This window comes from Ligilactobacillus acidipiscis (genome assembly GCF_900116935.1).
Classification (GTDB): Bacteria; Bacillota; Bacilli; order Lactobacillales; family Lactobacillaceae; genus Ligilactobacillus; species Ligilactobacillus acidipiscis.
Map to the genome: position 1 here is coordinate 1,837,251 of NZ_LT630287.1, position 18,624 is coordinate 1,855,874.

At 41.5% G+C, this 18,624-nt stretch carries 20 protein-coding genes and 1 other annotated feature; of the genes, 1 reads left to right on the forward strand and 19 read right to left on the reverse strand.

What is annotated here, in order from left to right:
* Positions 1–81: 81 nt before the first annotated feature.
* From BQ5903_RS08515 to BQ5903_RS08535, 5 genes are all read right to left on the reverse strand, one after another.
* The gene (locus tag BQ5903_RS08515) at positions 82–1,239 is read right to left on the reverse strand and encodes an ATP-grasp domain-containing protein (protein ID WP_010496853.1); all 1,158 of its coding nucleotides are present in this window, start codon (positions 1,237–1,239) and stop codon (positions 82–84) included.
* Between the two features lie 184 nt (positions 1,240–1,423).
* Positions 1,424–1,999, reverse strand: a complete 576-nt coding sequence (locus BQ5903_RS08520; RefSeq protein ID WP_056988073.1) for a xanthine phosphoribosyltransferase — start codon at positions 1,997–1,999, stop codon at positions 1,424–1,426.
* Between the two features lie 135 nt (positions 2,000–2,134).
* Positions 2,135–2,764, reverse strand: a complete 630-nt coding sequence (locus BQ5903_RS08525; protein ID WP_172823866.1) for a glycoside hydrolase family 73 protein — start codon at positions 2,762–2,764, stop codon at positions 2,135–2,137.
* Between the two features lie 46 nt (positions 2,765–2,810).
* On the reverse strand, positions 2,811–3,401 hold the full coding sequence (locus tag BQ5903_RS08530; RefSeq protein WP_056972476.1) for an ECF transporter S component: 591 nt from the start codon (positions 3,399–3,401) through the stop codon (positions 2,811–2,813).
* Positions 3,402–3,807: 406 nt separating this feature from the next.
* A complete protein-coding gene (locus BQ5903_RS08535; RefSeq protein WP_010496824.1) occupies positions 3,808–4,233 on the reverse strand; it encodes a MarR family winged helix-turn-helix transcriptional regulator in 426 nt (141 codons plus the stop codon).
* 540 nt (positions 4,234–4,773) lie between these two features.
* On the opposite strand from BQ5903_RS08535, the gene BQ5903_RS08540 reads away from it, so the two are divergent.
* Positions 4,774–5,079 carry a DUF454 family protein gene (locus tag BQ5903_RS08540; RefSeq protein WP_010496821.1) on the forward strand — a complete coding sequence of 102 codons (306 nt, stop codon included), beginning with the start codon at positions 4,774–4,776 and terminating at the stop codon, positions 5,077–5,079.
* A 128-nt stretch (positions 5,080–5,207) separates the two neighbouring features.
* On the opposite strand, the gene BQ5903_RS08545 is transcribed toward BQ5903_RS08540, so the two are convergent.
* The 14 genes from BQ5903_RS08545 to BQ5903_RS08610 form a co-directional block, all read right to left on the reverse strand.
* Complete coding sequence (locus BQ5903_RS08545; RefSeq protein WP_079579354.1) at positions 5,208–7,283, reverse strand: DNA topoisomerase III; 2,076 nt, start codon at positions 7,281–7,283, stop codon at positions 5,208–5,210.
* Positions 7,284–7,954: 671 nt separating this feature from the next.
* Positions 7,955–8,323 (reverse strand): 50S ribosomal protein L7/L12, encoded by a 369-nt coding sequence (gene rplL / locus BQ5903_RS08550; RefSeq protein WP_010496817.1) that lies wholly within the window; start codon positions 8,321–8,323, stop codon positions 7,955–7,957.
* Positions 8,324–8,369: 46 nt separating this feature from the next.
* On the reverse strand, positions 8,370–8,873 hold the full coding sequence (rplJ, locus tag BQ5903_RS08555) for a 50S ribosomal protein L10 (protein ID WP_079579355.1): 504 nt from the start codon (positions 8,871–8,873) through the stop codon (positions 8,370–8,372).
* 31 nt (positions 8,874–8,904) lie between these two features.
* Positions 8,905–9,023 (reverse strand) — a sequence feature (ribosomal protein L10 leader region).
* Between the two features lie 66 nt (positions 9,024–9,089).
* Positions 9,090–9,779, reverse strand: a complete 690-nt coding sequence (gene rplA / locus BQ5903_RS08560; RefSeq protein WP_010496812.1) for a 50S ribosomal protein L1 — start codon at positions 9,777–9,779, stop codon at positions 9,090–9,092.
* Between the two features lie 104 nt (positions 9,780–9,883).
* Positions 9,884–10,309, reverse strand: a complete 426-nt coding sequence (rplK, locus tag BQ5903_RS08565) for a 50S ribosomal protein L11 (protein ID WP_010496811.1) — start codon at positions 10,307–10,309, stop codon at positions 9,884–9,886.
* Positions 10,310–10,488: 179 nt separating this feature from the next.
* Positions 10,489–11,040 carry a transcription termination/antitermination protein NusG gene (nusG, locus tag BQ5903_RS08570; protein ID WP_056972134.1) on the reverse strand — a complete coding sequence of 184 codons (552 nt, stop codon included), beginning with the start codon at positions 11,038–11,040 and terminating at the stop codon, positions 10,489–10,491.
* A 145-nt stretch (positions 11,041–11,185) separates the two neighbouring features.
* Positions 11,186–11,353 (reverse strand): preprotein translocase subunit SecE, encoded by a 168-nt coding sequence (gene secE / locus BQ5903_RS08575; protein ID WP_010496806.1) that lies wholly within the window; start codon positions 11,351–11,353, stop codon positions 11,186–11,188.
* Positions 11,354–11,389: 36 nt separating this feature from the next.
* Positions 11,390–11,542, reverse strand: coding sequence for a 50S ribosomal protein L33 (gene rpmG / locus BQ5903_RS08580; RefSeq protein ID WP_010496805.1), 153 nt, complete (start codon positions 11,540–11,542; stop codon positions 11,390–11,392).
* Between the two features lie 577 nt (positions 11,543–12,119).
* Complete coding sequence (locus BQ5903_RS08585) at positions 12,120–12,641, reverse strand: NYN domain-containing protein (protein WP_010496803.1); 522 nt, start codon at positions 12,639–12,641, stop codon at positions 12,120–12,122.
* Between the two features lie 7 nt (positions 12,642–12,648).
* Positions 12,649–13,404 (reverse strand): 23S rRNA (guanosine(2251)-2'-O)-methyltransferase RlmB, encoded by a 756-nt coding sequence (gene rlmB, locus BQ5903_RS08590; protein ID WP_010496801.1) that lies wholly within the window; start codon positions 13,402–13,404, stop codon positions 12,649–12,651.
* Complete coding sequence (locus BQ5903_RS08595) at positions 13,401–13,814, reverse strand: Mini-ribonuclease 3 (protein WP_010496799.1); 414 nt, start codon at positions 13,812–13,814, stop codon at positions 13,401–13,403. The genes rlmB and BQ5903_RS08595 overlap by 4 nt, the downstream gene beginning before the upstream one ends.
* 6 nt (positions 13,815–13,820) lie before the next feature.
* Complete coding sequence (gene cysS / locus BQ5903_RS08600; protein ID WP_010496797.1) at positions 13,821–15,230, reverse strand: cysteine--tRNA ligase; 1,410 nt, start codon at positions 15,228–15,230, stop codon at positions 13,821–13,823.
* Positions 15,231–15,834: 604 nt separating this feature from the next.
* Entirely contained in the window at positions 15,835–17,325 is a 1,491-nt protein-coding gene (gene gltX, locus BQ5903_RS08605) for a glutamate--tRNA ligase (RefSeq protein ID WP_079579356.1), read from the reverse strand.
* A 107-nt stretch (positions 17,326–17,432) separates the two neighbouring features.
* Positions 17,433–18,557 (reverse strand): PIN/TRAM domain-containing protein, encoded by a 1,125-nt coding sequence (locus BQ5903_RS08610; protein WP_010496793.1) that lies wholly within the window; start codon positions 18,555–18,557, stop codon positions 17,433–17,435.
* Positions 18,558–18,624: the final 67 nt, after the last annotated feature.

Sequence of the window (18,624 nt, forward strand, 5' to 3'; positions counted from 1 at the left end):
GGAGGCCACATCATGTACTAATACTTCGTTTGTCTGGTAAATAAAAAGGAGCCCATGATTTTTCTCAGGCTCCATTCCTATTTACTCGTTTTTATCTTCTTCTAAACGTGCTCCGTCCCAAATGCCCGTTGAATCCAACTGTTCTTTGGCCTCGGTCCCAGTCTGCCCAGCTGTGAACACAAAACCGCTCGTTGATTGCGGTAACATTGATGCTGGATAACGGAAGAAGTTATAGAACCAGTTTTCCTTTAAGATCCACTGCGTCTTGATGGCATTGAAGTCTTTTTCCTGCAGAAAACCAATAGCACCTTTTTGGACCACCTTAGGCAAAACGATTGGCATATTTGCTGCTGCCCGCAACTGTTCTTCTTCCAAAGACACGTTGCTGATGTACTGATAAATATCCCCAGCTTCATGGATCGCAGGCACGATTCGTTTGACATAAATCGCTCCTGCTTGCGTAACAAAGAAACCAACTTCGATCACACCGGTATAATTCAGGTTATCACCGATCAATGTGGCGATATTCTTTGCCTCATCCCAAATCGGTTTGTCGATTTCTGCCGGTCCAACAACTTGAATCAATCGATGTTCTCTATAATGTGTCTCCAACGGCGCCATATAAGTTAACGTGCCATTTTGGTCACGAACTAAGACCACCGAGATCTCCTGTTGATATGGGATCCACGATTCAAGAATAAACGTACCTTGTTCGATTAGTTCTGCACATTTGGCAATATCTGACTGCTTGCGTAAAACAAACTGTGCGGTACGCATCAAGCCCTTCTGAATCGGTTTTAACACGCAAGGAAATCCGATCGAAGAAATCGCCTGATAAATATCATCCAAGCTAACGATCGTCACGTATGGAGCAATATTGACATTTAATTGTTCAAAAAATGCCCGTTCCAACAACCGATCCTGCATCAGTTCAAGAGCCTCGCTGCCCTGAGGCACACTGGTGAATTTTTGGATATATTTAATAGACTCCGAACTGACCTGCTCGGACTCATAAACTACCAGATCGCAGCGTTCAGCAAATCTCTGCAACTGTAATTGGTCGTTGCCTCGACCCACGATCGGCAAATCTGCTTCTCGTAAGGTCGGACTTTCAGCGTTAGAACCATAAGCCGCTGTTTTAAAACCCATTTGCTTAGCTTTACGAACTAGGGCGATCCCGTTCGGACTGCTGCCGATCACACCGATCGTACTATTAGGAAATATGACTTTCTCTGCCACTTTAAATTCACTACTTTCCTTGACTTCAAATATTACTTTTCAAATAAAATCATAACATAGTTTTACTTGTATAACCTGTGATAACTACTCTTTTTAGTAAAAAATATAATCTTTTTAAATTAACCTAAAAAAAGCTGCTCACATCTTATGAAAGCAGCTTACCTAACGGCTCTTAAACCACACATTAATCACCAACGAAATTAACTTTTCCATCTTCAAAAGAAGAGATCCGAGCTAATGATTCCAAGCGAACACCTTGGTCACGCAAGAGCTTACCACCAGTTTGGAAAGCTTTTTCGATAACGATCCCAACGCCTTCAACATGTGCATCTGCTTGCTTGCAGATCTCCAACAATCCTGAAACGGCTTGACCATTTGCTAGGAAATCATCAATGATCAAGACATTGTCTGTCTGGAGTAAAAACTTCTGGTCAACTGAAATTTTGTTGGTAACTTTTTTAGTATAAGAATACACATCAGCGGTAAAAAGTGAAGTATTCATAGTGGAACTCTTAGTCTTACGAGCAAACAAAACCGGCACATGCAAGGCCAAGCCGGTCATGATTGCAGGAGCGATCCCGGAAGATTCGACCGTCAAGATGCGCGTAATATTGTTATCCCGAAATAAATGGGCAAATTCCTGTCCGATCGTATTCATCAATTCCGGGTCGATCTGGTGGTTCAAAAATGAATTGACCTTTAGCACATTGCCTGGCAAAACTAAGCCGTCTTCTCTAATGCGTTCCTCTAATAATTTCACTGAAATTTTCCTCCTATAAGCCTAACCTATCCCTTGTAACTGCACTATCACAGCCTATATTACTATTCAAGAATAGCACATCAAAAGACAACCGACAATATCCACCAGCAAAAGTTTGCCATTCACATGTCTTTCTTACAGATCATATTGATCTAAATGATATTCCTTGATCAAGTCAATCAATTTTTGTGCGTAGTCTGGGTCAGTTGCGTAACCCTTAGACTGTAAAGCCCGCGCGGCTTCCTGATAATTCTCAGCATTTATGACGGCTTGATAATGGCCCGAATCCCAGCCAGTCCCACTGACAAATAATTGAGTATGAGCACTGATCGATTCATCGTAATTATTATAAGCTGCAAACCGTGCCTTAACAGTGATCCACTGGCCATTAACATATTCTTTTGTTGTCAGTAACGGGCTATTAGGATCTGAACTTTTGATCCCAAATAAATTATGATACTTCTGCGATAATTCACTTGTACCCCAATCTGATTCTAAACTAGCCTGCGCCAAAGTGATACTTGCAAAAACATGATACTGCCGCTGCTGTTTTTGGGCGCTTGGGACCAGTTGTTTAATAAAAGCCTGTCTGCTCTTAGTCTGTGATGTCTGTTCGACCTTGGGTGTTTCTTGAGCATGATGATCGAGCCATTTGATCATTTGCACCGAAACTAATGTTATCAAAAGGATTGCCAAGATCAGGTCCGGCCACCTAAATGCAACCTTTTTTGACTTACGCTTGGCAGCTGGGCGGCGCTTTTTTATTTGCCTTGTTTTTTTAGTACTCCGTTTTTTTTTTGTGCCAATCAGCTCATCCTTTTCGTACTCGACCCATTAACGGTTTAGCGATCAATGGTGCAACGATCGCAGCGATTATCGCTTCAGGGATCCCATTTGTAGCAATGACTCCCAGCAAATATGGCATCATTGCTTTCGTATCAATTTGATAAAGTGCCTGAGAATGTCCATTATAGAAGAGATAGATCTGCCCTAACACCAAAAATGTGTTAGTCAACGAACCTAATAAGCCGGCTATTCCGAGTGCTAAATACTGCTGCCTCATTTTGTGCGTCAACCAGCGGAAGACATACCCTGCCACAACCCCGATCAAGATCCGAGGCAACACCGAGACCAAAGGATTCACAAAAACGATAGCGGCTAGTGGACTGGTCGGCCAGACAAACGCTCTGACAAATGTAATACCGCCCCAGATACCGCCAACAATGGCACCTCCACTTGGCCCTAGGGTCAGGGCAGCTATGATCACTGTCACATGAATGATCGTTAAATTCAACGGACCAATAGGAATATAGCCCAAAAATGGCACAAAATTTTGGACAATAATAATTGCTGTAAACAACGCATATAGAACTTTATGGTAAACCTGGTTATTTTTAACCACTTATTTTACCCCCATGAAATGAAAGAACACAGCGAGACGTTTAAGAGATGACTGTTATCAAAGATTGAAACTTATAATAACTTGGAGACTTAATTGAAAAAACAAACTCTCTTATCTCACAGAAATTGGCTAAAATAGCTGAGCATAGCAAAGCTTAAACTCCTGTTTTTATCTTCAATAATTCGCTTTTAGCATAGAAAACAGGACTTAAATAGGTGCAAAAAGCCGCTTTGACAACTCAACAAAAATTCAAGGTGTACTAACTCGAGATGATTTTTTAAACGTTTAATTGTTGCTTATCATTATAGCATATTTCCGAAAGAGGCTGATTGCCTATTTTAAGATCAGGCGCTAACAAAAACGACCGCCCCGGGGCAGTCGTTTTTTTCATTATAATGGATCTTGTTTAAAGCTCTTCATGAACAATATCGACCGTTTGACCAAGGACCCGCTTAAAAATAGCAAAATCACGCGGTTCAATTTCGTCTTCCAAACGTTGCTGCAACGTTTCCCAAAATTCTCCATTAGCTTTAAAACTATCTGAATATCTTTCTGTAGTAGTCAGGTGAGTGACCCTATGATCGGATGGGTCGATCCGTTTTTCGATCAAACCCATGTTGATCAGTTTCTTGATATGATAGTTGGTATTTGGCGTCGATTGCCCTAACAACCGCGAGATTTTACCGATCGTCGGTTGTTTCAGCTGATAAATAGCTTCCAAATAATAAACATCGATAACCCCCAGCTTAGCCGACTCCTCATCTTCATACTGCTGACTTGTTAACTGTAAGATCTGTGTTAGATCTGTTATAAGCTTCTGTAGCGAACTCACAATTTACCCCCCATTATTTAATTTCCCCAACAAATTTATATGTCTAAATGCGTGATTCATTGAAGACCTTCAACATTCACTTTTAGACATGTACACATTATATTGTACGACATTTGCCAAAGAACGCAAGAAAATTATCTTAATTTTTTCAAATTAAATTTTTAACACAGAATGTGAAACTTTTTAAACTCAGTTTGTATATAAAAAACCAAATATTTTTCTAATGTATGACAGTAATTTTTTGAAATAAGCTTACTGCGCTTTCACATGTCTAAAAAAATACTTTATCTTAAAAGTTTTCTGTTAGCGGATTCGTACTTTGCCTCATCAAAAAATATTTTTGCGTTTACATTTAATTAATCACCTTAACTAATTCTTATAAGCGTTGCGATATTCAAACCGCTGCCAACGTGCTATAATCAGAAACAATTGAATGTAAGTTACTAGTAGCATTCGACCAAGTTGGCTGTTGTTAAGTAAACTTGGTTGAAGCTATTCCCCATTATTCGTTTGACTCCAAGTTTTTAAGGAGGGATCCTATTGACGCAAAATATTACTAAGGTGTTATGGTGTTTGCTGACCGTGGTCGCATTTGCTTTAGCTTTGATCGGGTTGGCTCTACCGGTTATGCCGCAACTGCCTTTTTTGATCACAGGATTTTTCGGTTTATCCAAAGTTTCTCCACGTTTTCATCATTGGATAACCAATACTAAAGTTTACCGGATGTTATTTAGCGGTTTGACTGAACATTGTAAACAAAAAAGACAAGAATTTGAAGAACGTGGAATGAAATGGTATGAATCACTATACTTCAAGATGATGACAGTGATCATGGTCCAAGATTAATTATATTTGAGTCATTCGTGCTGATGCCCGTTTGACCCATGCTATACATAAAATAAAAATTAAAAGCAGCTGCTTCACGTCAATGTGAAAACAGCTGCTTCTTTACTTTTTCGAAGAAAACCCGACTCTTACTTTTCTTGCATCGCTTTTTTCAAAGCAGCCGCCAATGGACTTTCTACCGGTTCATCATCTTGATTGACCTTTTTGAGCAAACGTTTTTCCTCATGCTTGGTCATTTTCTTATTCTTCTTACTTTTACCAGTTGGCTTTTCAGTGGTCCCATCGTACTTGCACCGGAAATAAGTTCCATTCTTGCCTTCGATCAGCAACATTTTTCTGTGACATTGCGGGCAACGATGGTTAGTAACCTTCGCCTCGGCGCGCCGGTGATAGTCACAATCCGGGGCAGTGCAAACTAAGATCTTGCCATTCCTAGTATTCTTCTCTTTCAATAAGGAACCACACTTAGGACATTTCTTCGAAGTCAAGGAATGGTCCTGATATTTTTGCTGGCTGTTTTTGATTTCAGCTACAAGATGACCGGTTTCCCTTTCGATCTCTGAAATAAAGTTCTGACTATTATACTTGCCGTGGGCGATCTGTTCCAATTGTTCTTCCCACTTGGCAGTCAGTTCAGGTGTGATCAAGGCAGGATTTACCAGGTGTAGGAGCTGTTTGCCCTTTGGTGTGACTTGCAAACTTTTCCCTGTTCTCTCCATCAATTCTGTCTTAACTAATTTTTCAATAATCTCTGCCCGAGTAGCCGGAGTACCCAAACCGTATTTCTCCATCTTGGCAAGCAAACTACCTTCGTTCAAGGGAGCCGGTGGCGTAGTTTGTTTTGCCGAGACCTTAAACTTCGGGGTAATTTTTTCACCGACCTGCCAGTCTCTTTGTTTACTTTCTTGTACTTTAGCTGTCTTCCATCCCGCTTCAACGACTTTTTCTTGCGTAAAAACGAAAATATCCTGACCAAATTGAACAGTGATTTTTTCTTGTTTTATCTGGTAAGGCTGCGCAAACAAGCCCGCAAAACGTTTGACGATCATACTATAGATCCGGTGCTCATCTTGCGACAGCTTTTCATAACGCGGCTTTTGTTCCGTTGGTATCAACGCATGGTGGTCAGTGACCTTTTTGTCATTAAAAACCTTCTGCAAAACAACGTGACTGCCGTTTGCCAAGTAATGTTTAGCCTCAGGTACTAAGTTGCTGATGGCCTGCAAACGTTCCTTCATGGTCGACTTGAGGTCAGTGCTCAGATATTTGCTATCAGTCCGTGGGTAAGAAACGATCTTATGAATTTCATAGAGACTTTGGACTAATGACAGAGTTTTTTTAGCGGAATAGCCATAAATCTGGTTGGCTTCCCGTTGCAATTCTGTCAAATCATAGGGTAACGGTGCCTGTTGTGATTTATCTTTTTGACTAATATCAACGACTTTCCCACTATGTGTTTCAAGTTCTTTGACGATTCTTTGTGCAGCTGGCAGATCCTTGAGCTCGAACTTATCTTTCTGCTGACGGTCTGCTTTTTGACCAGCGACATCCAAACTGATCGTGTAATATTGCTGAGGTTTGAATTGATTGATTTTTTGCGCCTGTTGATTAACTTGAGCTAGCGTCGGTGTTTGAACACGGCCCGCTGATAAATTATCATCATACTTGACTGTTAAGGCACGAGTCACGTTTAACCCTACTAGCCAATCCGCCTTAGCCCGTGCTAAAGCGGAGTAATACAGATCATCATATTCCTTAGCCGGCTTCAAGGAATCGAAGCCTTCTTTAACTGCCTTATTCGTTTGCGAAGAGATCCACAAACGTTTGACAGGTTTGCTGAAACGGATATACTGCAAGATCCACCGAGCAACTAACTCACCTTCACGTCCAGCGTCAGTCGCGATCACAGCTTCTTTAATATCTTTTCTTTTTGCTAAACTTGAAATAGTCTTTAGTTGGCCCTGCGTTTTAGGCAACGGCTTGATACCGATCTTCTTAGGGAGCATCGGCAAAGTTTCCATCTGCCATTTTCCCCACTTTTTGTTGAGATCTTCCGGCATCTGTAAGCCTAACAAATGGCCTAAAGCCCAAGTCACAACGACCTTGTCGCCTTCAAAATAATTTTTATGTTTCTGTGTCGCACCTAGAGTCTTGCTGAGATCTCGTGCCACACTTGGTTTTTCTGCCAAAATCAGTTGTTTCATTCAATAACTTTCCTTTCAAAAACGAACTCGCTTTATTGAGTGTAGCACATTTCGAAGCTCAAAACGACTATCGCAAAGTCAGCAACAAATTGGCTGCCTGGGTACAGCAGACGGCTTCAGGCTGGATAACTTGTGGGACTCACTTGGACGAAGTTTGCGTCACATTTCCACTTGTGTTGCTTACTTCGCCGGAGTTTGCGTCACATTCCTACTTGTGGGACTTACTTTGCCGAAGTTTGCGTCACATTCCTACTTGTGTTGCTTACTTTGCCGAAGTTTGCGTCACATTCTCTCTTGTGAGACTTACTTCGCTGGAGTTTGCGTCACATTCCTACTTGTGTTGCTTACTTTGCCAAAGTTTGCGTTACATTTCCACTTGTAACACTTACTTTGCCAAAGTTTGCGTCACATTTCCACTTGTGGGACTTACTTTGCCAAAGTTTGCGTTACATTTTCACTTGTGAGACTTACTTTGCCGGAGTTTGCGTTACATTCCTACTTATGAGACTTACTTCGCCGAAGTTTGCGTCACATTTCCACTTGTGGGACTTACTTCAACAAAGTTTGCATCGCATTCCTATTTGTTGATCCCTCAAAGCCAACTTTTTTTATAAAAGAGCACAAAAAAGCACCCCTCCGACAGGAGAGATGCTCTGACATTCAAAGAATGATTATTTAAGGTTAACTGTAGCACCAACATCTTCAAGCTTAGCCTTGATATCTTCAGCTTCTTCCTTAGAAGCGCCTTCCTTGATAACTGAAGGAACATTGTCAACCAAGCCCTTAGCATCTTTCAAGCCAAGACCTGTGATGTCCTTAACAGCTTTGATCGTCTTAACCTTAGCTGTACCTTCACTAGCTAATTCAACGTCGAATTCTGTTTGTTCTGCAGCAGCGTCGCCACCAGCAGCACCTGCAGCTGCAACTGGAGCAGCTGCTGAAACGCCGAATTCTTCTTCAATAGCTGAAACTAAATCGTTTAATTCAAGAATGCTGGCTTCTTTAAGGTCAGCAATGATTTTTTCTGTATCTAATGCCATTTTGTTTTCCTCCAAATTTTTGATCAAATATATTTAAAATACAACATTAAGCTGCATCTTCATCCTTGCTGTCGGCAACAGCCTTAACAGCATAAGCAACGTTGCGCACTGGTGCTTGCAATACTGAAAGCAACATTGACAACAAGCCGTCGCGGTCTGGCAACTTGGAAAGTGCATTGATATCTTCGACAGAAGAAACCTTTCCTTCGATAACGCCACCCTTAATGCTTAATGCTTCATGGTCTTCAGCAAATTTTGCGATCACACGTGCAGGAGCAGCAACATCTTCACTACCAAAAGCAACTGCAGTAGGACCTGAAAATACTTCGTCCAAACCTTCATAGCCTGTTTGGTCAGCTGCACGCTTTAAGAATGTGTTTTTGATGACACGCATCTCAACGCCTTCTTCACGTAATTGCTTACGTAATTCAGTAACTTCTTCCACCGTTAAACCACGATAATCAGTAACCACGATCGATGAAGCATTGTTGAATTTTTCAACAACACCGTCAACAATTTTAGCTTTTTGGGTAATAACTTCTTTACTCACTTGATTCACCTCCCAGTCATTGTGTAGAACTTTTCCAAATAAAAAAGCTCCGTATCCACCAAGACACAGAGAGAGAATAATAAACATTACTCCTCGGCAGGATATTAAGGCTTACGCCACCTGAGTCTTAGGTAGAATCATATAAAAAATTGACCTCTAATAATGTAACATGTACACCATTAGAAGTCAACTATATTCTTAATTTAATTCATTAAATTAAAGAGATGAAATATCAAGTGTTACACTTGGGCCAAATGTTGAAGCCAAGGAAACGTGTTGGATATAGATACCCTTCACAGATGCTGGGCGAGCCTTTGTGATCACATCACTGATAGTCTGGAAGTTGCCTTTGATAGCATCTTCGCTAAATGAAACTTTGCCTAGCGGAACATGAACATTTCCGTCACGGTCAGTTCTATAAGTAACCTTACCGGCCTTAGATTCCGTAACAGCTTTGTTTACGTCCATTGTAACAGTACCTGTCTTAGGGTTAGGCATTAAGCCCTTAGGTCCAAGGACACGTCCTAAACGACCTACTTGAGCCATCATATCTGGTGTAGCAATAGCTACATCAAAGTCTAACCAACCATCTTGGATACGTGCAACTAAGTCATCGTCACCGACAACATCAGCGCCAGCATCTTTAGCTTCTTGTGCTTTAGGTCCTTTAGCAAAAACAACAACTGTTTGGTCTTTACCTGTACCATTAGGAAGCACAACAGCACCACGTAATTGTTGGTCTGCTTGTTTTGTATCAACGTTTAATTTGAAAGCTGCTTCGACACTTGCATCGAAGTTAGCAAAGTCGATTTTCTTGACCAAGCTAACTGCTTCATCAAGACTGTATTCTTTGTTTGCTTCTACTTGCTTAGCGGCTTCTAAATATTTCTTGCTTTTCTTTGCCATTAGTAAATTTTTCCTCCTTGCAATATGTGGTCTATCGGATAAACCTCCCACTTGATACATTCACTTTCGCGAAGTATCCGACTGGAAAGCATGGTGGCTAGCGACTAGCCTTCTACTGTGAAGCCCATGCTTCGTGCAGTACCTTCAATCATGCGCATAGCAGCTTCAACGTCTGCAGCGTTTAGATCTTGCATTTTTGTTTCGGCAATTTCCTTAACTTGGTCTTTAGTTACACTAGCGACCTTGTTTGTGTTAGGTTCACCGGAACCGTGTTCTACACCGGCAGCCTTCTTAAGCAAAATAGCTGCAGGTGGAGTTTTTGTAATGAAGTCGAATGAACGATCTTCGTAGACACTGATCTCAACAGGGATGATCATGCCTTCTTGGTCAGCAGTACGGGCATTAAATTCCTTTGTGAAGCCCATGATATTGATACCGGCTTGACCCAATGCAGGACCAACTGGCGGTGCAGGAGTTGCTTTACCAGCAGGGATCTGCAATTTAACGACGTTTGTTACTTTTTTTGCCACGGTGTATTCCTCCTTATATTCCGTGTGTGGTACGGATGGCCATGAAATTTGGCCTCCCACTAGTATGCCATAAGCATACCTATAAAATATAGCATGCCCGTTAGTCGTTTGCAAGGTGTTTTCACAAATTTGCACAAACTACCAGCAACACACTAAACTCGGACAAGTTTCGATGCTGCTTAAACTAACTTATCAACTTGATCAAAGTTCAATTCGGCTGCAGTTTCACGGCCAAACATTTCAATGTCAACGCGCAGCTTCATTTTTTCATTATCAATTTCAGTGATCTTGCCGACCATGCCAGAAAAGGCGCCATCAACGATCGTAACTGAGTCGCCTACTTCAGCATCAAATTTCTCGTGGCGAGCACTCAAGCCCAACTGATGCAAGATGCTGTCAATTTCTTCTTCAAGTAAAGGAGCTGGTTTACTACCTGCGCCGTGGGAACCGACAAAACCTGTTACTCCAGGTGTGTTACGGACAACGTACCATGACTGATCTGACATCACCATTTCGACTAAGACATAACCAGGGAAGGTCTTTAATTTCTCCACCTTTTCTTTACCTGTTTTAGTGGTTTCCCGTTTTTCTTCTTCTGGAACAACAACTCTGAAAATGTTGTTTTCCATTCCCATGGATTGAGCCCGTGATTCCAAGTTAGTTTTTACTTTGTTTTCGTAACCAGAATAAGTATGCAGCACGTACCATTTCTTTTCCATATTCTCAGCCATGTTATTCTATTCTCCTTTTTCAAACTTTAGTTATCTTTATCAAAATATTTCTCCAAAATAAAAAAACCTCGACCACGCGAAGTTTCCTTACAAACGAGATTATATCAAATTACTGGCTAAATTGCTAGTTTGTCCGTCTGATCAACTACACAAAAAATTTAATGATCAATTGAACTAGATAATCGACGATCCCAAAGAAAATCGCAAAACCAATTGCCATCAAAACAACGGTCACCGTGTCTTTACGGTTTTCGCTAGCTGTCGGCCAAGTTGTATCTCTCATACTTTGTTTAACATCTTTTAAAAATTTCATCGTTAAGCCTCCATAGATCCACGAAATTAAATGAGTTTATTTTGTCTCGCGGTGCACTGTATGTTTGCCGCAATACTTACAAAACTTCTTAACTTCAAGTCGAGAAACCCGAGCAGGATTTTCTACCAAAGTGTAATTTCGCGAACCGCATTCTGAGCATGCCAAGGCAATTTTTCTTTTTCCTGCCATCTTCAGTTCTCCTTAAATTATATCATTGTAACCTTATCATGGACATCAAGGCAAGTCAATACAAAGACAGCCCCACCGTCTTATATTTTAGTTATCCTGTTTTTATTTTAACGCCAGTAGCAAACATTCCTAAAATAAATCACAAAAAAACTAACCTACTCACTACTAATTTGCAAGTAAGTAAGTTAGTTATTTTCATTTCGCTATTAACGTTGCTTACGCCAGTATAAGAGTGAGTACCCTCCACCCGCCAGAAGTCGAATTAATGCTGCTAATTTTTGAAAAATCCACCTGTTTGTGGTAATCGCCCAGAGTTTTACTTTAAACTGTTGGTAATTCAGTTGCTGTCGGAGCGCTGAATTATCAGCTGTTTAACTAAACATAATAAGCGATGGAACACGGGACAAGAAAAGTCAAGCACTAGTTGACATTAGACTCAAATCGCAGGTTGCGCGAAGTGAATCTGGTGTTGGACAGGCACCGATTTTTGTTGCACGCGATTCGACTATAAAAACACCTCACACTCTTGGGAAACTTTGCCGTTTAATATTTTATTTTTATCAAATTTATGCGGCTTTTATTGCGACAGATGCTGCAGTAAATTTCTTAACTCAATCAACTGCTCTTCGCTCCATGGATTACTTCTGACTGAGTGTTCATCTTGATAATGCCGTGCCGTTTGCTTAACTTCTTTTTGGGCCCGCCGAATATCTTGAGCTAGTTCCCACGCTGGTTTGCGCAAAGCGCCCTGCGAGAAAATAGTCCATTGCTCAGCTTGATCACTTGTTGCCACCGTCACTTGCGTCAACGGGTTCATCAACTGCCCCGCCAAAGATTCAATATAACTATCCGCAGTCTGACCCTCATCCGTCCAAATTACCTGTAAGGTATACTGTTTGTATCTTTTAGACAGACCTGGCACATACATGGCATCAAAAACCACGATGATCTGATAACCACTTTGCTTATGATAATCAGAAAGAACACGCAGCAATTGGTCACGTGCCTCTTCTAATTGGTCATTTTTCTTAAGCTTATTCAATTTTGGCCAGTTACCGATCATATTATAGGCATCGACGATCAGAATGTTTTTCTTCATTATCTGCTTACTTTCCTCTACTTGTATAGACTTGATAGATCAATAAACTTGCCGCAACACTGGCGTTCAAACTTTGCACGTGTCCACTCATCGGGATCGACACCATACCGTCGCAGTTTTTCTTTAACAAAGGAGAGACCCCCTTGCCTTCGTTACCGATCACCAAAGCTGTCGGGGCAGCCCCATCAAATTTGCGAAAATCTTGTCCTTCCATATCGGTACCGAAAACCCAAACACCGCGTTTTTTTAATTCTTTAACGACATTAGTCAAATTATTAGTGCGCATCACCGGCACATACTCAACTGCACCTGTCGATGTCTTAGTCACTGTCGCAGTCAACTGGACAGCTCGCCGTTTGGGAATAATGACTCCGTGAACTCCAGCCGCATCCGCTGTCCGAATGATCGAACCTAGATTATGGGGGTCTTCGATCTCATCTAAGATCAAGAAAAACGGAGGTTCTCCCACAACCTGAGCTTTGGCAAATAAATCATCTAGTTTGGCATATTGAAATGGTGCCACAGAAACAGCCACACCCTGGTGGTTAGCGTGATCACTCAACATATCCATTTTGGCCTTAGGAACACGTGAAACGACGATCGATTTTTTGCGTGCCAGCGTTGCCAACTCGTGTAAAGCATCGGACTTCAGCTTTTCTTGGATATAGACTTTATTGACGGGTTGGGTCCCTTTTAGGGCAGCCATGGCAGCGTGACGTCCAATCACTAAGCCTTGCTCATCAGTCTGATTCTTATTATTCATATCTTTTTCTTCCTTTTATTTGTCTCAACAGTTTCAATGCACCAGTGGGCAAGCGCTTGTAACCGTTCATCTTGTTCACTGGTATAAAGATAGCCAAACAAAGCTTCAAAGCCAGTCGAGATCCGGTAAGTCATTACCGCCGTATTTTTAGCGGAAGTGTGACTTTTGGCATTACGCCCCTTTTTGAAAAAAAGCCACTCTTCTTCAGACAGCTTGTCTGCTTGCTCCATTTGATCGACCAAAAAAGCCTGGGCTTTGGCTGAAACATAGTGAGTCGCAGTGTGCTGAAGTTTGTTGGGCTTAGTTAACCCAAGTTCTAACAAATGTTCACGCACAAAAACTTCCCACACCGCATCGCCGATATAAGCCAGTGCGATCCCATTGATCTGTTGATAATTTGCTCTTGTCATATTACTTTATTCTCTCTTCCAGCGGGTACCTTGTGGAGTATCCTCCAAAATGATCCCTTGTTCTTTTAATTCATCCCTAATTTGATCACTCAAAGCAAAATCTTTATTCTTCCGCGCAGCATTTCTTTGTTCAATTTTAGTTTCGACCTCATCATCCAAAATGTCAGCATGCTTGAGCTTAATACCAAACACGCCCACGATTTTTTCAAAGCCGTCCAGCAGGTACTGCAAGGTTGTTGCAGTCACCTCTTCTTTAGCCGCATAAATGTTAAGTTGTTTGACCAGCTCGTAGACAACCGCGATCCCATTTTGCGCGTTGAAATCATCATCCATGGCTGCTTCAAATTCAGCTTCATGGTCTTGAAACTCTTTTTGGACTGTGGGATCAACAGCACCTTGCTTTGCGTCTTGCAACCGGTAGCCGATATTAGTTGCCGCCGTTTGGATGCGTTCGAGGTTTGTTTTAGCCTCGTCTAAATTAGCTGATGTGTAGCGGATCGGTCGTCTGTATTGGGTAGTTGCCATAAAGAAACGGACGATCTGCGGGTCAACTTCTTTTAACAAATCACGAACAGTTACAAAGTTCCCCAAAGATTTACTCATCTTTTCGTCTTCTTCACCGATCGTTACAAAACCATTATGCATCCAGTAGTTGGCAAATTTCTTGCCAGTTTTAGCTTCACTTTGGGCGATCTCATTTTCATGATGCGGGAACTCTAAATCTTGGCCACCGCCATGAATGTCGATGGTGTCACCCAAGTATTTGGTAGCCATTACCGAACATTCAATATGCCAGCCTGGACGCCCCTTGCCAAATGGAGAATCCCATGCAATCTCACCAGTTTTGGCAGACTTCCACACCGCAAAATCCAGCGGATCTTCTTTTTTGGCCTGATCCTCGGCGCTTAACCGAGCACTAGCACCTTGTTCCAGATCATTAACGGATTGACCAGATAACAGACCATACTTCTTGAATTTACGGGCACGGTAATAAACGTCACCGCCGGATTCATAGGCATAGTCTTTGTCGACCAGCACCTTAACAAATTCAATGATATCATCCATATTGTCCATCACGCGTGGATTGAGGTTTGCACGTTTGACGTTTAAGGCATCCGTATCAGCATAGAAAGCTTTGATAAATTTTTCAGTAACTTCGGGGACGGTCAGACCCATTTCCTGACTGGCCTTGATGATCTTATCATCAACATCCGTGAAATTGGAAACATACTTGACTTGATACCCCCGGTACTCCAGATAACGGCGAACCGTGTCAAAAGCGATCGCACTACGCGCATTACCGATGTGAATATAATTGTAGACAGTCGGTCCACAGACATACATCCTAACTTTTCCCGGCTGCATCGGCACAAATTCTTCTTTTTTCTTAGTTAAAGTATTATAAAGCTGGATCATTTAAAAGCCTCCCTACGGACCCCAGTTAGAGTCGCTGATTTACCTTTCACTTAATATATACTGCAATCATACAGTATTTACACTTTTTTTACTGGAATTTTTTGTTGATTTAAAAAAAATACTGCTTCAGTGGTTGCTTACTTTGCTGAAGTTTGCGTCACATTTCCGCTTGTGAGACTTACTTTGCCAAAGTTTGCGTCGCATTTCTACTTGTGTGACTTACTTCACCGGACTTTGCGTTACATTCCCACTTGTGAGACTTACTTTCCTGAAGTTTGCGCCACATTTCTACTTGTAACACTTACTTCGCCAAAGTTTGCGTCACATTTCCTCTTGTGTTGCTTACTTCGCCGAAGTTTGCGTCACATTCCCACTTGTGTTGCTTACTTCGCAAAAGTTTGCATTACATTTCTACTTGTAACACTTACTTCGCCAAAGTTTGCGTCACATTTTCTCTTGTAACACTTACTTCGCCAGACTTGGTCTTTCAAGCGCCGCCTAAGAGGAAAGGAACAGCATCTCACTTACCCAATTTAACAAAAAAGTCCGGTGACAAAACAAACTCAGTTTTGCTTCCGAACTTTTCACTTATCAGTGTTTAAAACTAAATTCCTAATTCTGCAAAAGTCTTATCCAAGTGCGACAACACTTTTTCACGGCCAATCAATTCGATCGAAGGTGCCAGATCTGGTCCGTGCATTTCACGGGTCGTGGCGATCCGGATCGGCATATACAGCTTGCGGCCGCGAATACCCTTTTCCTTTTGGATCTGCATGATCACTGATTGGATCTCAAATGCATCGAAGACTGGTAATTCCTTGATCTTAGCAGCAAATTCCTGCAGAACTACCGGAGCAGTTTCCTGTGATAGTTCTTTCAAAGCATCTTCACTTAAAGACTCAGGTTCATCGAAGAAGACGGACGAAAGATCGATCATTTCAGCAGCGTAAGACATCTGTTGTTTGTAAAGGTTTGTCAACTGACGTGCCCATTCGATCTTCTCTTTCGATGGATTTTCTGGCAAACGGCCTGCCTTGATCAACTGTTTGATCGCTAATGAAGTGATCTGGTCGGCGTTACCGGCCTTGACGTACTGGTTGTTGACCCATTCCAATTTCTTGTTATCAAATGAAGCTGGCGATTTACTCAAACGTTTGGGATCAAACATCTTGATAAATTGCTTCTTCGTAAATATTTCGGATTCACCTACTGGTGACCAGCCTAATAATGTAATAAAGTTAAACATCGCATTTGGCAAATAACCTAGTGAACGGTACTGTTCGATAAACTGCAACACAGTTTCGTCACGTTTACTTAACTTCTTACCAGTAGCAGTGTTGATGATCAATGACATATGACCAAAAACAGGAGGTTCCCAACCAAATGCATCATAAACAGCCAACTGCTTAGGAGTATTAGCAACATGGTCATCACCACGTAAAACATGGGTAATCGCCATCAAATGGTCATCGACGACCACGGCGAAGTTATAGGTTGGCATGCCATCGCGCTTAGCAATGACAAAGTCGCCGCCGATCGTATCAGACTGAAAACTGATCTTGCCCTTAACGATGTCGTCCCATTCATATAAATGATCATGTGGTACACGCAAACGGATAACCGGCTTGATCCCCTTGGCTTTAGCAGCTTCTTGGGATGCCTTGATCTCGTCTTCACTCATACCTTCATATTCATAGATATAACGAGGAGCTTCACCGTTAGCCCGTTGTTCATCACGTTGAGCTGAAAGTTCTTCTTCAGTCATGTATGATTCATAAGCCAGATCTTTATCCATCAATTCTTGGATCAATGGAGCATAGATGTCACGTCTTTCTGACTGACGGTATGGCCCATATTCGCCAGGCTTGTCTGGACCTTCATCCCAATCAATGCCTAACCATTCCAAGTTTTCCATCTGGCTTTTTTCGCCATCTTCAACATTTCTTTTAGTATCAGTATCTTCGATCCGCAAAACAAATGTCCCATTGTTATGCCGTGCAAATAAGTAATTGAATAACGCTGTCCGAGCGTTTCCGATATGCAAATGTCCTGTTGGGCTTGGAGCATACCGTACCCGAATTTTATCACTAGCCATTAATAAATTACGCCTCTTTCATTGATATTCCTCTTCTGGGCCGTTAAAACAGCCACACCATTAAATTGTACTATGCTTACCAGCAAAAATAAACACTCTTAAGCAAACTAATTGGAGTTTTTCTCGTTAATGCCACGTTTAGAATGTGTCGGTTTAGCGAAGATCATCCGTCCGGCATCCGTTTGGAGCGCACTCGTAACTTCAACTTCGATCGATTTGTTCATATAATAGTGCCCATCTTCGACCACGATCATAGTGCCATCATCCAAGTATGCAACACCTTGCTGCCGTTCTGTTCCGTTTTTAATGATCATCACTTTCAGTGTTTCGCCGGGGATAACTCGCGGTTTGAGCGACTTAGCCAAAGCATTAACGTTTAAGACCTGAACATTTTGAAATTCAGCGACTTTGTTCAAATTATAGTCGTTAGTAACAACAACCGCATCGATCAGTTTAGCTAACTTCAACAATTTGCTGTCAACTTCTTGGATATCGTCAAAATCGCCATCATACATTTGGACCGGCATGATTTTTTCATCCCGGAGTTTGTTCAAAATATCAAGACCACGCCGTCCACGCACACGTTTGACACTATCAGCCGAATCAGCAATATACTGCAATTCATACAAGACGAAGTTCGGAACGACTAAGATCCCTTCCAAAAAACCAGTCTTGGCAAGATCGTAGATCCGGCCATCGATCAAGATGTTGGTGTCTAGCAACTTATACTTACGAAAATTGTCGCCTGCTTTACGCTCTAAAACATCACCAGAATGCTCGCTGTCCTCTAAACCCGTCTTCTTGCGGCGAACAAAGATCTTGCGAATATCATTAAAACGCGAGCGTCCTAAAATAAATCCCAGGTAAGCAAACAAAATCAATAAAACAATGGGTAAGATCGTGTTTAAGAAAAATAATTGCGAATTCGAGAATAATAAGGAAATCAAAACCGCGATCAATAACCCAATAACCGTCGAAATAACTTCAGTTACGATCATCTCCGGTTTTTCATTAGTTAAAAATTTTTCTATCCTTTGAACTAACTTTTCAACCGGTTCGATCAAAATAATACTTAAAACAACAAAAACGACTAAACCGATCACCATATCAATAAAAATATTGTTAAGCCATCGATTTTGCACGTTAAATCCCGCCCATACCATTGGCATGAATGAGTAGCCCGCGCCTATTCCTAAAAGTGCGAAAATTAACTGGATCATTCTTTTTCGCATCCTTATCACTTCACTTTCTCCTGATTTGATTTGTCACAGAATGTTTTACCATCCTTTAAATATTTTA

Coding starts and splice junctions, on each gene's coding strand:
- BQ5903_RS08545 (WP_079579354.1), bottom strand. CDS start 7,283: ATGAAACAACTGATTTTGGCAGAAAAACCAAGTGTGGCACGAGATCTC.
- rplL (WP_010496817.1), bottom strand. CDS start 8,323: ATGGCATTAGATACAGAAAAAATCATTGCTGACCTTAAAGAAGCCAGC.
- rplA (WP_010496812.1), bottom strand. CDS start 9,779: ATGGCAAAGAAAAGCAAGAAATATTTAGAAGCCGCTAAGCAAGTAGAA.
- nusG (WP_056972134.1), bottom strand. CDS start 11,040: ATGGCTGAGAATATGGAAAAGAAATGGTACGTGCTGCATACTTATTCT.
- secE (WP_010496806.1), bottom strand. CDS start 11,353: ATGAAATTTTTAAAAGATGTTAAACAAAGTATGAGAGATACAACTTGG.
- rpmG (WP_010496805.1), bottom strand. CDS start 11,542: ATGGCAGGAAAAAGAAAAATTGCCTTGGCATGCTCAGAATGCGGTTCG.
- BQ5903_RS08585 (WP_010496803.1), bottom strand. CDS start 12,641: ATGAAGAAAAACATTCTGATCGTCGATGCCTATAATATGATCGGTAAC.
- rlmB (WP_010496801.1), bottom strand. CDS start 13,404: ATGAATAATAAGAATCAGACTGATGAGCAAGGCTTAGTGATTGGACGT.
- BQ5903_RS08595 (WP_010496799.1), bottom strand. CDS start 13,814: ATGACAAGAGCAAATTATCAACAGATCAATGGGATCGCACTGGCTTAT.
- cysS (WP_010496797.1), bottom strand. CDS start 15,230: ATGATCCAGCTTTATAATACTTTAACTAAGAAAAAAGAAGAATTTGTG.
- gltX (WP_079579356.1), bottom strand. CDS start 17,325: ATGGCTAGTGATAAAATTCGGGTACGGTATGCTCCAAGCCCAACAGGA.
- BQ5903_RS08610 (WP_010496793.1), bottom strand. CDS start 18,557: ATGCGAAAAAGAATGATCCAGTTAATTTTCGCACTTTTAGGAATAGGC.